We start from the raw sequence: 14078 nt of genomic DNA, 5'->3' as shown, positions 1-14078 counted from the left end.
GCTCTCAGGAACGAGCGGATGCCGCGGCGGCAGCCGCCGCGGGCAGTGCCGCCTCGATCCGGGCGAGCGCGCCCTCGTGGTGGGCGGCGGTGAGGAACCACGCCTCGAAGACGCTCGGCGGGAGGGCGATGCCGGCCTCCCGCATCGCGTGGAAGAAGGGCGCATAGCGGAAGGCCTCCTGCGCCTGCGCCTCCGCGTAGGTGCGCGGCGCGCGCTCGGCGAAGACCACGCCGAAGAGGTTCCCCGCGCGCGGCACGGCGTGGACGACACCCGCCTCAGTCAGGGCGGCATCCAGCGCCGTCGCGATGCGGTCCGCGGCGGCGTCCACCCGGGCGTAGACCTCCGGCGTCGCCAGGCGCAGCGTCGCCAGGCCCGCGGCCACCGAGAGCGGATTGCCCGAGAGCGTGCCCGCCTGGTAGACCGGGCCGGTCGGCGCGAGCAGGTCCATGATCTCGGCCCGCCCGCCGAGCGCGGCCAGCGGCATCCCTCCGCCGACGACCTTGCCGAAGGTGATGATGTCGGGCGTGTAGTGCTCGCCGGCATCCGACTGCAGACCCCAGAAGCCCGCGGGATGAACGCGGAAGCCCGTGAGCACCTCGTCGAGGATGAGCAGCGCGCCGTGCGCGTGGGCGGTGTCGGCGAGGAGCCTGTTGAAGCCGGGCTCGGGAGCGACGACGCCCATGTTCGCCGCGGCCGCCTCGACGATGACCGCGGCGATGCGATCGCCGTGCTCGGCGAAGACGGCGGCGAGCGCCTCCGGGTCGTTGTAGTCGATGACGAGCGTCTGACCGGCGACGGCGGCGGGGACCCCGGCCGAGCCGGGCAGGGCGAGCGTCGCGACGCCGGACCCTGCAGCGGCCAGAAGCCCGTCGGAGTGACCGTGATAGTGGCCGGCGAACTTCACGAGCAGATCGCGGCCGGTCGCGCCGCGGGCGAGACGGATCGCGGTCATGGTCGCCTCGGTGCCGGTCGAGACCAGGCGCACGCGCTCGACCGGGGCGACCCGGTCGGCGATCACGGCGGCCAGCTCGACCTCGCCCTCGGTGGGCGCGCCGAACGACAGGCCGCGTGCGGCGGCCGCCTGCACGGCGGCGACGACCTCCGGGTGTGCGTGGCCGAGCAGCGCCGGACCCCAGGAGGCGACGAGGTCGACGTAGGACGCCCCGGCCGCGTCGGTCACCATCGGCCCGGCCGCGGAGGCGAGGAAGCGCGGCGTTCCGCCGACCGAGCCGTAGGCGCGCACCGGCGAGTTCACTCCGCCAGGGATGACGGCGCGGGCGGCGTCGAAGAGGTCATCGTTGCGGTCTGTCATCGGTGGCTGCCTCTCAGGAGTTCTTGCTGCGTGTCGACTCGGGATCGCTGCGCGATTCCTCGCTCAACGACCGGGGGTGCGCGGAACGACGGGGGCGCTCACGGGCCCGAACGACCGGAGGCGAGCCCTCCGGCGATCTCGGTCGCCCAGTAGGTGAGGATCGCGTCGGCGCCGGCGCGGCGGATGGAGACGAGGGACTCCAGGATGCTGCGATCACGGTCGATCCAGCCGTTCGCCGCGGCCGCCTCGATCATCGCGTACTCGCCCGAGACCTGATATGCCCAGACAGGAATATTCACGGCGGCGCGCACGTCGCTGAGCACGTCGAGGAAGGAGCCCGCGGGCTTGACCATGACGATGTCGGCGCCCTCGGCCTCGTCGAGCAGCGCCTCGCGCACGCCCTCGCGGCGATTGGCCGGATCGAGCTGGTAGGTCTTGCGGTCGCCCGTCAGCTGCGAGTTCACCGCCTCGCGGAACGGCCCGTAGAAGGCGCTGGCGTACTTGGCGGCGTAGGCGAGCAGAAGAGTGTCGGTGAAGCCCTCGGCGTCCAGCGCGCGGCGCACCGCGGCGACCTGGCCGTCCATCATGCCCGATAGGCCCAGCAGGTGCGAGCCCGCGCGGGCCTGGGCGAGCGCCATCGCGACGTAGCGTTCGAGAGTGGCGTCGTTGTCGACTTTCACGGTCCCTGAGCCGGGCCCACGCGGCCCGGAGGCTCCAGGCAGCGCGGAGTGCTGGCTGGAGGGGACGTGGGGATCGAAGGGTCGAGCACACCGCAGTGCCCGTGGTCGGTGAACTCGTCCAGGCACAGATCGGTCTGCACGGTCAGCGCGTCCCCCGCCTCGGCCACCGCGATGCGGGTGGCGACGTTGAGGATGCCCTCGGGGTCGTCGGCCGCCGAGCCGGTGGCATCGAGCACCTCGGGGATGCCGAACAGCATGACGCCCCGATGCCGGCAGCCGCGGCATCCGACACGGCCCCGCGGAGCGACTCGAGAGAGTGCTGCACGACGCCGGGCAGCGAGGTCACGGGCTGCGGAGCGCTCAGCCCTCGCGCACGAACAGCGGCTGGATGAGCTGGCTCGGCGCGAGCGTGGTCTCGCGCGCGATCGCGCGGACGGCGGGCGACTGCCGCAGCCGCCGCATCCGGACGTCGGGGAATCCGCTCACGGCGCGAACTCGTCGGCCGCGTGCGGGAGGGTGAACTGCGAGACGGCGTCGATGAGAGCGTCGACCGTCTGGCGATCGGCGATGACCGAGACGGGCAGGCCCGCCTTGGCCGCATCCTTCGCCGTGCGCGGTCCGATCGCCGCCAGCAGAGTGGAGTCGGGGATCTCGGGGAACTGCTCACGCACCTGCGCGGCCACCGAGCCGCTCGTGACGAGGATCGCGTTGATCCGGCCGTTCTCCACGTCGCGTCGGATGCGGTCGGTGACCGGCACCCCGACGGTGCGGTAGGCCACGACGGAGTCCACATCGTGGCCCGCCTTGATCAGGAGCTTGGTGAGCACGGGCTTGGCGATCTCGCTGCGCAGGGTCAGGATGCGGCGCGCCTGCGTCTCCAGGCCGATGATCTGCTCGGCCATGCCCTCGGCGGAGTTGTCCTTGTCGGGGACGAGCGCGACCTCGTAGCCGACGGACTCCAGCGCGGTGGCCGTCGTCTCGCCGACCGCGGCGATCTTCGTCGCGCGCGGGATCTCGGTGCGATGCGCGAAGAGCACGTCGACGGTGGTGGCGCTCGTCACGGTGAGCCAGTCGTACTCGCCCGCCGACAGTCGGGCCAGGGCGGCATCGAGGGCGGCCTGATCGTTCGTGGGGCCGAAGTTGATCAGCGGCGCGACCACCGGGACCGCGCCCTGTGCGCGCAGGCTCGCCGCGACGCCATCGCCCCAGGGTCCGCCGCGGGGCACGAGGACGCGCCACCCGGCGAGGGGCTTGACGTGGTTCGAGTCGGTAGCAGTCATCGGGAAGGCTCTCAGGAGATGAGGTCGGCCGCTCCCTGGTCGAGCAGCCGATGGGCGACGGCCAGCCCGAACTCACGTGCTGTGCGCATCGGGTCGGCGCCATCGGCAGCATCCGCACCATTGCCGCTGCCTTCCTGTCGAATATACCCCGGTTCAGGGATTCCGTCAGGTCGAGCCCGATCCGACGCCCGCCGTCGGGTGCGTAGACGATCGTGCGGAGCCGGATCGTGTCGCCCGCGACGACCGCGTGCGCGGCCATCGGCGCCTGGCATCCGGTGTCCAGACCCTCGAGGACGGCTCGCTCCGCCGTCACCGCCAGACGCGTGTCCTCGTCGTCGAGCGCGGCGAGGGCGGCACGCAGCTCCTCGGGGCGTCGGCCGATGTCTCGACGGCGAGCGCACCCTGCCCCGGAGCCGTCGGCCATTCCGACAGACCCAGATCCTCGCGGTGGAGCCCGCCCAGGTCGCCGCCCAGTCGCGACAGCCCGGCGGCGGCGAGGATCACGGCGTCGAGGTCGCCGGTGGCGACGCGCTCCAGCCGTGAGTCGACGTTGCCGCGGATGTCGACGACCTCCGCGCGGGGAGAGCGGATGCCGACCTGCGCGATGCGTCGCGGCGCCCCCGTTCCGACGCGGGCACCTCTGTGCAGCTCGTGCAGGGGCCGGCCGATCCTCGTGATCGCGACGTCGCGGGCGTCCTCGCGCGCGGGTGTCGCGGCGATGACGAGGTCGTCGGGCACGGCTGTGGGCAGGTCCTTCAGCGAGTGCACGAGCAGATCGCACTCGCCCGCCCGCAGCGCTTCGCGCAGTCGGGTCGCGAAGATCCCCTGTCCGCCGATCTCCGACAGCGAGGCGCGATTGGTGTCGCCCTCCGAGACGATCGGGACGAGCTCGACAGGACGGCCGGCGACCTTCTCCAGCGCCGCGGCGACAAGACCGGACTGGGTCTGGGCGAGGGCACTGCGACGGGTTCCGAGACGGAGTGCGGCGGTCATGGGATGCTCCTACTGCAGAACATCCGGGATCTCGTCGAAGCGCAGTCGCCGTCCCGTGAAGAACGGCACCTCCTCGCGCACGTGCCGACGCGCCTCCGTGTACCGCAGGTCGCGCATGAGGTCGACGAGCTCGCCGACGTCGTCGGCCTCCAGCGGCAGCAGCCACTCGTAGTCGCCGAGCGCGAAGGAGGCGACGGTGTTCGCGGTCACTCCCCGGTGCGCGGCGCCCTTGCGGCCGTGGTCGGCGAGCATCTCACGGCGCTCCTCCTCCGGGAGCAGGTACCACTCGTAGCTGCGCACGAAGGGATACAGGCACAGCCAGCCCTTCGGCTCGACGCCGCGCAGGAAGCCCGGCACGTGAGAGCGGTTGAACTCGGCGTCCTTGTGCACGCCCAGCGCGTTCCACACCGGCAGGAGCGTTCGCAGCAGCTCGGTGCGGCGCAGGCGACGGAGGTCCCGCTGGAGCTCCTCGGCCGTGGATCCGTGCAGCCAGACCATGAGATCGGCATCGGCCCGCAGTCCGCTCACATCGTAGAAGCCCCGCACGGTGACCCGCCGTCCTCGACGTGGTCGACGATCGTCTCGAGCTCGGTGGCGTCGTCCTCGGTGACCGGGGCATCGGGATTCCGACGCCAGACCGCCCACAGCGTGTAGCCCTCGGGCGCAGGGGAATCCGTCTCAGTGCTCGTGTGGGACATGACTCCAGTCTGCCCCTTTCTCACCGAAGGCGCGAACGGATGCCGGCGGCCGCTACTTCGACAGTCCTCGCACGATGAGCCAGACCGCGCCGCCGATCGCCGCGGCGGCACCGAGGACACCGACGATCACGAGCGCCGGGTTCTCCTCGTTCGTCCGGCGGAGCCGCTCGGCACCGCGGGCGAGGGACTTCTCGACCCGTCGTGGGATGTTCGCCCGTTTCTCGATCGCGGCCAGCGCCGCCTTGAGCTCGGCGCGCGCCGACTCCACCGGATCGGTCAGGCCCGGCGGGACGACGGTCGAGGGAAGCTTCTCGCGGTCAGTACTCGTCATCGTCGGGCTCCCTCAGGATCTTCGCGTCGGTTGCCACCGCCTGCGCGGGATTCTCCCGCGCGGTGACCTTCTTGAATTTCAGGGCACCCAGGATGCCGAAGAGGACGACCACCAGCAGCAGTCCGAAGAAGACGACGAGCGCCGAGAGCCACACCGGCCACCACGACGAGATGCCCGCGATCGCGAACGTCAGCAGAACGGGGATCGCCCAGAAGAGGAAGAAGAGGGCCAGCACGAACCAGAGGCTGCCGACGCCGGCGTCCTTCGCCGTGCGGCGCACCCAGGTCTTGGCGGCGTCGATCTCGGCCTTGACGAGGTTGCTGATCAGCTCGGGCAGATCGCCCAGCAGCGTCAGGAATCCGTCGTCGGCGCGATCGCGGTATCCGCGGCCATGGTCTCACTCGCCTTTTCGCGACGACTTCTTCGCCGCGTCGACGGCGTCTTCGACGGCATCCTCCACGACGTCGGCGACCTCGGCCGCCGCATCCTTGCCGGTCGCGATCACCGAGTCGAGCTTCTGGCCCGGCGTGCCCTCGCCCGTGGCGGACTTGGCGACCTTGATCGCCCCGGCCCACACGGCGGCGGGAACCGCCAGCGCCTGCGACTTCGCGAACTCCTTCGCGCGCCCCACCTGCTCCTGCACCGGGTCGAGGTTCCAGACCTTGAGCCACCGCGCCTTGATCTGCTCGTAGCGCTGGCGCCCGGCCCGCGTGCCGAGAACGTACCCTACGCCGAGTCCTACGACGAGTCCGATCTTCCCCCTCATGGGGTCTCCTCACCTGGTTCGGTCGTGTGTGCGAGTTACCAGCGTAACCCCGTATTCCGATTTCGGCATCTACCTGTCCGGGAAGCGGGGGTGAACAGGCCCGGATCCCCACAGTAGGTCGTGCCGCACGCGCTCGGCCTCGGCCTCGGCATCCGGGATCACCTGAGCGAGACCGGTGCCGGCCAGCCACGCCCCGACCGCGCCGAGTCCGGGCACCGCCGCGATGGCGGCGCGAACGCGCTCGCGGGCCTGCGCCGCACCGATGGCGGATGCCGGCTGCGACTGGGTGAAGCGCTCGCGGTGCGCGGCCAGGAGCGTCAGTGACGACTCGGGCACTCCGAGGAGGGCGGCCGCCTCGTGCAGGGCGAGGTCCGCCGCATCCGCGTCGTCGAACTGCGCGGTCACGGCCGGTTCGTCCTGCGACCCGAAGGAGACGCGTACGAGGTGCCTGTCGCCCGCCGCCTCGCGCACCCACGCCCACTTCGCCGTCGAATGCGTCAGGGCCTTCGCGACGTGACTGCCGGGGACGGTGAGCACGCCCGAACCGCGGGGAGCGTCATCGAGCGCCGACGCCTCCAGCAGCAGCGTGACGATCTCGATCTCGGGCGACGGACCGGGCTGCCCGAGATCGGGCACGATCTCCTCGAGCAGCGCGCGGGCGAAGAGCTCATCGGTGGCGAGGACCACGGCATCCGCCTCGATCGTCTCGAACTCGGCGTCGTCGTCGGATGCCGCGACGTCCACGCTCCACCCGGCGCCTTCGGGCTGCACCCGCAGGGCGGTGGCGAAGGTGCGCACCTCGGTGCCGAGAACGCCGAGCTCGTCGATCAGCGCGTCGACCAGGCGAGACATGCCGCCGGCGATCCCCTCGACGGCCGCGCCGGGGGCGCCCTTCTCGTCACGCGCGGCGAGGAGCTGCCCGACCGCGCCCGAGAGCGAGCCCGCGCGGGTCAGGGCGGCGTTGAGGCCGGGAGCGGCGGCATCCGTGTCGATGTCGTCGGGGTGCGCCGAGTACACGCCCGCTGTGACGGGGGCGACGAGCCGGTCGCGCACGCGCGCGCCCATGCGCGAGTCGACAAGGCGCCCGAGGCTCTCCTCGTGCCCGATCGTGAGCGGCGGGCGCAGCCGGTCGACGTAGGCGCGCCAGGCGCCGCGCCAGCCGATGATGCGGCGCACGTCCTCGGCGAAGGGGTTCTCCGGGATGCCCAGGATCGTGCGCGCGGGCAGGGGTGCGGCATCCGCTCCGGGGATGCCGGCGAGCCAGGCGCCGCCCGGCTGCGGGGTCACGATGTCGTCCGTGAGCCCGAGCTCGTCCAGCAGCCCGCGCACATGCCCGCCGCGGGTCGCATAGCTCTCGGCGCCCGTGTCGACGGTGACGCCGTCGAGCTCGGCGCGGCGGATCGCCCCGCCCGGCCGCTCGGCGGCCTCGACGAGCGTGACGCGGATGCCGACCTTCGCGAAGGAGCGTGCCGCGACGAGTCCGCCGATGCCCGCGCCGATCACGATGACGTGGGAGGCGGCGGCGCGCTCGGCGAGATCGCTCATGCGCCCGTGACCTCGCGGACGAGCTCGACGATGCGCGTCAGCTGGGTCGGGTCGGTCTCGGGCGGGACGCCGTGACCGAGGTTGAGGATGTGGGCGCGCGCGGCGCGGCCCCGGGCGAGCACATCGCGCACATGCGTCTCCAGCACCGGCCAGGGCGCCGACAGCAGCGCCGGGTCGATATTGCCCTGCACGGTCGTCTGGTCGCCGAGGGCGGCGGCGGCCTCGTCCAGCGGCATCCGCCAGTCGACCCCGACGGCGTCGGCGATGCCGCCCAGGCGCATGTCGGCCAGGAACGGCCCGGTGCCGACCCCGAAGTGGATCTTCGGGGCGGTGACGCCCTCGAGCGCCGCCGCCGAGTGCGGGGCCACGAAGCGGCGGAAGTCGTCAGGATGCAGGGAGCCCGCCCAGGAGTCGAAGAGCTGCACGGCCGAGGCGCCGGCATCCGTCTGCGCCTGGAGGAACCGGCGTGAGACGGCCGCCAGCCAGCCCGCCAGCTTCGCCCAGGACCCGGGGTCGGTGTGCATCATGGCGCGGGCGCGGAGGTGCTCCTTGGAGGGGCCGCCCTCGACGAGGTAGGCGGCGAGGGTGAAGGGCGCACCGGCGAAGCCGATGAGGGGGGTGGTGTCGCCGAGTTCGGCGGTGACGAGGCGCACGGCCGCGGCGATCGCGGTCGTGTCGAGGTCTGCGGGGTCGATCGCGGTGATCTTCTCGACGTCGGACGCCGTGCGCACGGGCTCGGCGAACACCGGGCCGCGGCCGGGCTCGATCTCGACGGCGACCCCGGCGAGCTTGAGGGGAACCACGATGTCGCTGAAGAAGATCGCCGCGTCCACGCCGTGTCGGCGCACCGGCTGCAGGGTGATCTCGGCGGCGAGGTCGGGGTGAGGCAGGCGTCCAGCATCCGCGTCCCCACCCGCAACTCACGGTACTCGGGCAGGGAGCGGCCGGCCTGGCGCATGAACCACACCGGGGTGCGCTCGGGGCGATCACCGGCCAGGGCGCGCAGCAGGGGACATCGGAAAGCGGCATGGCTCCATCCTCGCACCCCGGGCTATGCGACGGCGGGGAGGCTCAGCAGATCCATACATGACGCCGGAGTAGAATGACGGGCGTGCTTCTCTGCGTCTCGGCGAGTCACAAGACCGCTTCCTTCGACATGCTCGAACGCCTGAGCCGCACTCCCGATGACGTCGCTCCCACGCTGATGGGCATCGCCGAGTGCGTGCAGGGCGCCGTCGTGCTGTCCACGTGCAACCGCTTCGAGGCCTACGTCGAGATCGACGAGCCCGTCACCGCCGCCGGTGCCGTGGGCGTCGAGGCCGTGATCGAGGCCGTCGAGCAGACGACGGGGATTCCGGCATCCGACCTCGAGGGCGCCTACGAGGTGCACACCGGACGCCGGGTGGCCGAGCACCTGTTCGCCGTGGCCTCCGGTCTCGAATCGGTCGTGCCGGGCGAGGGCGAGATCGCCGGTCAGGTGCGGCGCGCCCTGAAGACCGCGCGCACCGAGGGCACGACCTCCCCCGAGATCGAGCGTCTCTTCCAGCGGGCCAGTCAGGCCCAGCGCAAGGTCAAGAACGTCACCGCGCTCGGCCGCGCCGGCCGCTCGCTCGTCCGCCTCGCCCTCGAGCTGGCCGACAGCCGTATCGCCGACTGGAGCGCCGAGCGCGTGCTGCTGGTCGGCACCGGCGCCTACGCCGCCGTCACCCTCGCCACCCTGCGCGAGCGCGGCGCCACCGACATCTCGGTCTACTCGCCGTCGGGTCGTGCCCGCCTCTTCGCCGACAAGCACGGTCTGCGCGTCGTCGAGGACGCCGACTACGCCCGGGTCGCCTCCGCATCCTCGCTCCTGATCACCTGCACGACCGCCACCGAGCCGGTGCTCCGCGCGGCGCACCTCGGCGGTGCGCCCGCGCTCTCGATCGCCGGATGCCCCGTCGGGGCCGCCCCGGCATCCGAGAGCCGCCTCGTCATCGACCTCGGCATGCCGCGCAACGTCGACCCGGATGTCACCGGCGTCGAGGGCGTCGCCCTGCTGGATCTGGAGACCATCCGGCTGCACGCGCCCCTGGAGGAGCTGCAGGCCACGGATGCCGCCCGCAGCGTCGTGCGCGAGGCGGCCGAGACCTTCCACGTCGCCGGTGTCCGCCAGAGCGCGGCGCCGGCGATCGTCGCGATGCGCGAGCACATCTTCGCGCTGCTGGAGGCCGAGATCTCCCGGGCGCGCGGCCGCGGCGACGAGGACGGCCGGGTGGAGCAGTCGCTGCGCCACCTCGCCGGCGTCCTGCTGCACACGCCGACCGTGCGCGCCCAGGAGCTGGCCGCCGCCGGCCGCGCCGACGAGGTCGCCGCGGCGCTCGAGACGCTGTTCGGCATCGCCCCGGCTGTGTCGGATGCCGCATCCGACGAGGGTGCGGCTTCGGCCTGACCCGACCTGATGCATCCGCGGGGCGCGGGTGCCAGACTGGTGCGCATGGCTGTGCACATCACCGACGACCCCGAGGCCGACGAGCTGCTGTCGACCTCTCCGCTCGCCTTGCTGATCGGGATGCTCCTGGATCAGCAGGTCGCGATGGAGACCGCCTTCGCGGGCCCGCTGAAGATCCGGCAGCGCACCGGCGCGCTCGACGCCGCCGCCCTCGCGGGCTACGACCCCGAGCAGTTCGTCGAGGCCTTCCGCGAGACGCCCGCGGTGCATCGCTACCCCGGATCCATGGCCGGCCGCGTGCAGGCGCTGTGTCAAGCCCTCGTCGACGAATGGGGATCGGATGCCGCTGCGCTCTGGACCCGCGACGACCCCGACGGCCCGAGGTGCTGCGGCGCCTGAAGAAGCTGCCGGGCTTCGGCGAGCAGAAGGCGAAGATCTTCCTCGCGCTGCTCGGCAAGCAGTACGGCTTCACCGGAGAAGGGTGGCGGGAGGCATCCGCCCCTACGGCGAGGAAGGCTCCTTCCGCAGCGTCGCCGACATCGTCTCGCCCGAGTCGCTCGCGAAGGTCCGTGAGACCAAGCGTGCGGCCAAGGCCGCCGCGAAGAAGTAGTCCATGGAGAAGACCGGGGGCAGCGTCGCCGCCTTCATCGCGGAGGTCAGTCCTGCGGTGCGCCGACGTGACGCGGAGACCCTCGTGGCGCTGCTCAGCGAGGTCTCCGGTCGCGAGCCGGAGCTGTGGGGCACGATCATCGGCTTCGGCAGCTGCCACTACCGCTACCCGACCGGCAACGAGGGCGACATGCCCGTGCTCGCCTTCGCTCCGCGCAAGGCCGCCTCGACGATCTATCTCGACCGCGCGGACCGCCACGCGGAGGCCCTCGACCGCCTCGGCCCGCACACGACGAGTGTCGCCTGCCTGTACATCAAGGACCTGGAGAAGGTCGACCAGGGGGTGCTGCGCGGCATCCTCGCCGAGGTGCGCGCGTGGACCGAGGGCGGCGGGGACGAGCACGCGCAGATCACGGTCAACGACTGAGCGGTCACTCCCCGTAGCGCGCCACGATCTCGTCGGTGAGCGCCGGCCAGATCCGCTTGTGGTCCTCGCCGAAGGTCACCCCGACAGGAAGGCGGCGGCGAGGTCGAGCGTCGGCTCGACGAACAGGAAGCTGCCCTGCGCCCCGAAGTGGCCGGCCGTCTCCGGATGCAGGCTCTCGCCCATCCAGTGGTGCTTCTCGCCCTTGATCTCGAACCCGAGGCCCCACTGGTTGTCGTCGAAGGATCCGTATCCGGGCACGAGCCCGCGCAGGCCGGGGCGCGACACGGTCAGCGCCCGGTCGCGCAGTTCGGCGGGGAGGAGCGTGGGGCGCAGCACCTCGCGCCCGAAGATCAGCAGGTCGTTGATGCTGGAACGGGCCCCGGCCGAAGGGCGACCGGTGACGTCCGTCTCGGCCATGCCGAGCGGCCCGGTCACCTCCCGCTGCATCCACTTGGCGAAGTCCACGCCGACGGCAGCGGCGACATGCGCGGCGAGCGCATCGAAGCCCGCGTTCGAATAGAGGCGCCGCTCGCCGGGCGGCCGCTGCGGCTCCTCGCCCTCGAAGGGCAGGCCGCTCGTGTGGTCGAGCAGGTTGTGGACGGTGGCCCCGGGAGGACCGGCCGGCTCCTCCAGCCCGACGAGCCCGCGGTCGATCGCGATGAGCGCACCCCACGCGGTGAGCAGCTTCGTCACCGAGGCCAGCGGCTGCACCTCGTGCGGGTCGCCCTGCACGGCGAGCGTCTCGTCGAGGTCGGTCACGCCGACGAGGGCGGTGTGCGGGAAGCCGGTCGTCGCGGCGAAAGTCGTCGTCTCCACCTGTTCATCGTCGCACGTGCCGGCGCACCGACCGCATCCGATCGCAGATCTGCATAACGTCGGAGAGTTTCGTGGATTCTCTGGGATGTTGTGCAGATCTGCGAAGTTATGCAGAACAGCGACGTCGTGCCGGATGCCGGTGACTACTGCTTCGACGAGTACACGTTCACCGTGCTCGGCCGCACGGGTCGCAGCGCCAGGACGATCGCGAGGACGCCGAGGAAGGCCTGGGCGGCCACGGCCACGACGCCGCCCACACCGACGAAGACGATGACAAGCATGTGATCGAGCAGCCCCCGAGTGGCGGCGATGAGGGCAGACACGAGCTGCACCGCCACGACCGCGGCCAGGGCCCAGGCCGGGGCCCAGTTCCACGGGCCGGGGATCACCGCGGTGCGACCGATCTGCACGACCGCGATTAGGGCGAGGGCGAAGACCAGCGCCTGCTCGGCCGTCCCGAGCACCCGGAGAACCCCGAGGGCGGACTCGTACTCCGACGGGGTCAACACCCGCCACAGAAGAGGACTCAGCAGTTGCCAGACCGCCAGTATCACGAGGGCAGCGGTGCCCAGCATCCGACGCCCTGTGACGCTCCCGCCGCGGCCGAGTCCGATGGCGAAGACCACGAAAGCTGCTGCAAGCAGGCCTCGGTCGACCCACCATGGGAGATATGGACCGACCATTTCGCGCACGAGACCGAGAAGGACCACGATCAACAGCAGGATGCCGCCGACGAGCCAGGTGCGCTTCCTCGTGCGCGCGGCATCCGCCCCGGTCACAGCACCGGCAGGCGCTCGCCCAGGTAACTGCGCAGGTTCTCCAGCGGCACGCGCTCCTGCGCCATGGTGTCGCGGTCGCGCACGGTGACGGCGTCGTCGTCGAGGGAGTCGAAGTCGACGGTGACGCAGAACGGCGTGCCGATCTCGTCGTGGCGGCGGTAGCGGCGGCCGATGGCGCCGGCATCGTCGAAGTCGGTCGTCCACTGCGCGCGCAGCTCGTCGGCGACCCGGCGGGCCAGCGGCGAGAGCCTCTCGTTGCGCGAGAGCGGGAGCACCGCGACCTTGACCGGCGCCAGGCGCGGGTCGAGCTTGAGCACGGTGCGGGTGTCGGTGCCGCCCTTGGCGTTGGGCACCTGCTCCTCCTCATAGGCGTCGACGAGGAAGGCCATCATCGAGCGCGTGAGGCCGAAGGAGGGCTCGATCACGTAGGGCGTGTAGCGCTCGCCCGAGGCCTGGTCGAAGTAGGTGAGCGACTGACCGGATGCCTCGCTGTGGCTGGACAGGTCGAAGTCGGTGCGGTTGGCGACACCCATGAGCTCGCCCCACTCGGAACCGGCGAAGCCGAACCGGTACTCGAAGTCGATGGTGCCTGCCGAATAGTGCGCGCGCTCGTCTTCGGGGACGTCGAAGCGGCGCATGTTGTCGGGGTCGACGCCCAGGTCGACGAACCAGTCCCAGCAGGCCTCGACCCAGTGCTCGAACCACTGCTCGGCCTCGGCCGGTGGCACGAAGAACTCGATCTCCATCTGCTCGAACTCGCGGGTGCGGAAGATGAAGTTGCCGGGGTGATCTCGTTGCGGAAGGCCTTGCCGATCTGGCCGATGCCGAACGGCGGCTTCTTGCGGCTCGCGGTGAGCACGTTCGTGAAGTTCACGAAGATGCCCTGCGCGGTCTCGGGGCGCAGGTAGTGCAGGCCCGACTCGTCGTCGACGACACCGAGGTAGGTCTTGACCAGGCCCGAGAAGGCCTTCGGCTCGGTCCACTGGCCGCGCGTGCCGCAGTCGGGCAGGCGATGTCGGCCAGGCCGTTCTCGGGCGCGCGCCCCTTCTTCGCCTCGAAGGCCTCGATGAGGTGGTCTTCGCGATGGCGCTTGTGGCACTGGAGGCACTCCACGAGCGGGTCGCTGAAGGTGGCGACGTGGCCGGAGGCCTCCCACACGCGCTTGGGAGGATGATCGAGGAGTCCAGCCCCACCATGTCGCCGCGGCCGCGCACGAAGGTCTGCCACCACTGACGGCGGATGTTCTCCTTGAGCTCGGTGCCGAGGGGCCGTAGTCCCAGGCCGAGCGCGAACCGCCGTAGATCTCACCCGCTTGGAACACGAACCCGCGGTGACGGGCGAGGGCGATGACTTTGTCGAGGCGGGTGGCTTCGGCCACGGTGGCTCCAATGGTCGGAAGGAGGGAAGCGGGGCG

The 14078-nt window shown here is 71.6% G+C and carries 11 protein-coding genes and 5 pseudogenes; 3 read left to right on the top strand and 13 right to left on the bottom strand.

Features of this window, described 5'->3' with window-relative positions; translation table 11 throughout:
* Positions 1-4: 4 nt before the first annotated feature.
* The 10 genes and pseudogenes from KAE78_RS08175 to hemE all read right to left on the bottom strand — a co-directional run bounded on the left by KAE78_RS08175 (position 5) and on the right by hemE (position 8650).
* Positions 5-1312: a glutamate-1-semialdehyde 2,1-aminomutase gene (locus KAE78_RS08175; RefSeq protein WP_223170499.1), complete on the bottom strand. Its 1308-nt coding sequence runs from the start codon at positions 1310-1312 to the stop codon at positions 5-7.
* A 98-nt stretch (positions 1313-1410) separates the two neighbouring features.
* Positions 1411-2454: pseudogene (hemB, locus tag KAE78_RS08170) on the bottom strand (porphobilinogen synthase).
* Between the two features lie 20 nt (positions 2455-2474).
* Positions 2475-3272 carry a uroporphyrinogen-III synthase gene (locus KAE78_RS08165; protein ID WP_223170498.1) on the bottom strand — a complete coding sequence of 266 codons (798 nt, stop codon included), beginning with the start codon at positions 3270-3272 and terminating at the stop codon, positions 2475-2477.
* 309 nt (positions 3273-3581) lie between these two features.
* Complete coding sequence (hemC, locus tag KAE78_RS08155; protein ID WP_223170497.1) at positions 3582-4265, bottom strand: hydroxymethylbilane synthase; 684 nt, start codon at positions 4263-4265, stop codon at positions 3582-3584.
* A 9-nt stretch (positions 4266-4274) separates the two neighbouring features.
* A pseudogene (gene hemQ, locus KAE78_RS08150) lies at positions 4275-4963 on the bottom strand (hydrogen peroxide-dependent heme synthase).
* 52 nt (positions 4964-5015) lie between these two features.
* Entirely contained in the window at positions 5016-5294 is a 279-nt protein-coding gene (locus KAE78_RS08145; protein ID WP_223170496.1) for a hypothetical protein, read from the bottom strand.
* The gene (locus KAE78_RS08140; protein WP_317451921.1) at positions 5281-5631 is read right to left on the bottom strand and encodes a phage holin family protein; all 351 of its coding nucleotides are present in this window, start codon (positions 5629-5631) and stop codon (positions 5281-5283) included. The genes KAE78_RS08145 and KAE78_RS08140 overlap by 14 nt, the downstream gene beginning before the upstream one ends.
* 60 nt (positions 5632-5691) lie before the next feature.
* Positions 5692-6060 (bottom strand): hypothetical protein, encoded by a 369-nt coding sequence (locus tag KAE78_RS08135; protein WP_223170495.1) that lies wholly within the window; start codon positions 6058-6060, stop codon positions 5692-5694.
* A 69-nt stretch (positions 6061-6129) separates the two neighbouring features.
* A complete protein-coding gene (locus KAE78_RS08130; protein WP_223170494.1) occupies positions 6130-7605 on the bottom strand; it encodes a protoporphyrinogen/coproporphyrinogen oxidase in 1476 nt (491 codons plus the stop codon).
* A pseudogene (gene hemE, locus KAE78_RS08125) lies at positions 7602-8650 on the bottom strand (uroporphyrinogen decarboxylase). The gene KAE78_RS08130 and the pseudogene hemE overlap by 4 nt, the downstream one beginning before the upstream one ends.
* 66 nt (positions 8651-8716) lie before the next feature.
* Between hemE and KAE78_RS08120 the strand changes: the two are divergent.
* The 3 genes and pseudogenes from KAE78_RS08120 to KAE78_RS08110 all read left to right on the top strand — a co-directional run bounded on the left by KAE78_RS08120 (position 8717) and on the right by KAE78_RS08110 (position 11069).
* Positions 8717-10033 carry a glutamyl-tRNA reductase gene (locus KAE78_RS08120; RefSeq protein WP_411156020.1) on the top strand — a complete coding sequence of 439 codons (1317 nt, stop codon included), beginning with the start codon at positions 8717-8719 and terminating at the stop codon, positions 10031-10033.
* A 45-nt stretch (positions 10034-10078) separates the two neighbouring features.
* Positions 10079-10643 (top strand): annotated as a pseudogene (locus KAE78_RS08115) (HhH-GPD-type base excision DNA repair protein).
* A 3-nt stretch (positions 10644-10646) separates the two neighbouring features.
* Complete coding sequence (locus KAE78_RS08110; RefSeq protein WP_223170492.1) at positions 10647-11069, top strand: DUF1801 domain-containing protein; 423 nt, start codon at positions 10647-10649, stop codon at positions 11067-11069.
* A gap of 75 nt (positions 11070-11144) precedes the next feature.
* Here the strand turns inward: KAE78_RS08110 and KAE78_RS08105 are convergent, their stop codons facing one another.
* From KAE78_RS08105 to KAE78_RS08095, 3 genes and pseudogenes are all read right to left on the bottom strand, one after another.
* The gene (locus tag KAE78_RS08105; RefSeq protein WP_223170491.1) at positions 11145-11885 is read right to left on the bottom strand and encodes a serine hydrolase domain-containing protein; all 741 of its coding nucleotides are present in this window, start codon (positions 11883-11885) and stop codon (positions 11145-11147) included.
* Positions 11886-12028: 143 nt separating this feature from the next.
* Entirely contained in the window at positions 12029-12664 is a 636-nt protein-coding gene (locus KAE78_RS08100) for a hypothetical protein (protein ID WP_223170490.1), read from the bottom strand.
* Positions 12661-14042, bottom strand: a pseudogene (locus KAE78_RS08095) (glycine--tRNA ligase). Before KAE78_RS08095 ends, KAE78_RS08100 begins: the two are co-directional and overlap by 4 nt.
* Between the last annotated feature and the right edge of the window lie 36 nt (positions 14043-14078).

Origin of the sequence: Microbacterium sp. NIBRBAC000506063 (genome assembly GCF_017968845.1) — a bacterium.
In the GTDB taxonomy this organism is placed as follows: domain Bacteria; phylum Actinomycetota; class Actinomycetes; order Actinomycetales; family Microbacteriaceae; genus Microbacterium.
This window is presented reverse-complemented; position numbering and strand designations above follow the sequence as displayed.

Bases quoted from the DNA above. Each gene is read 5' to 3' on its own strand.
- KAE78_RS08175 (WP_223170499.1), bottom strand. From the start codon at position 1,312: ATGACAGACCGCAACGATGACCTCTTCGACGCCGCCCGCGCCGTCATC.
- KAE78_RS08165 (WP_223170498.1), bottom strand. From the start codon at position 3,272: ATGACTGCTACCGACTCGAACCACGTCAAGCCCCTCGCCGGGTGGCGC.
- hemC (WP_223170497.1), bottom strand. From the start codon at position 4,265: ATGACCGCCGCACTCCGTCTCGGAACCCGTCGCAGTGCCCTCGCCCAG.
- KAE78_RS08145 (WP_223170496.1), bottom strand. From the start codon at position 5,294: ATGACGAGTACTGACCGCGAGAAGCTTCCCTCGACCGTCGTCCCGCCG.
- KAE78_RS08135 (WP_223170495.1), bottom strand. From the start codon at position 6,060: ATGAGGGGGAAGATCGGACTCGTCGTAGGACTCGGCGTAGGGTACGTT.
- KAE78_RS08130 (WP_223170494.1), bottom strand. From the start codon at position 7,605: ATGAGCGATCTCGCCGAGCGCGCCGCCGCCTCCCACGTCATCGTGATC.
- KAE78_RS08110 (WP_223170492.1), top strand. From the start codon at position 10,647: ATGGAGAAGACCGGGGGCAGCGTCGCCGCCTTCATCGCGGAGGTCAGT.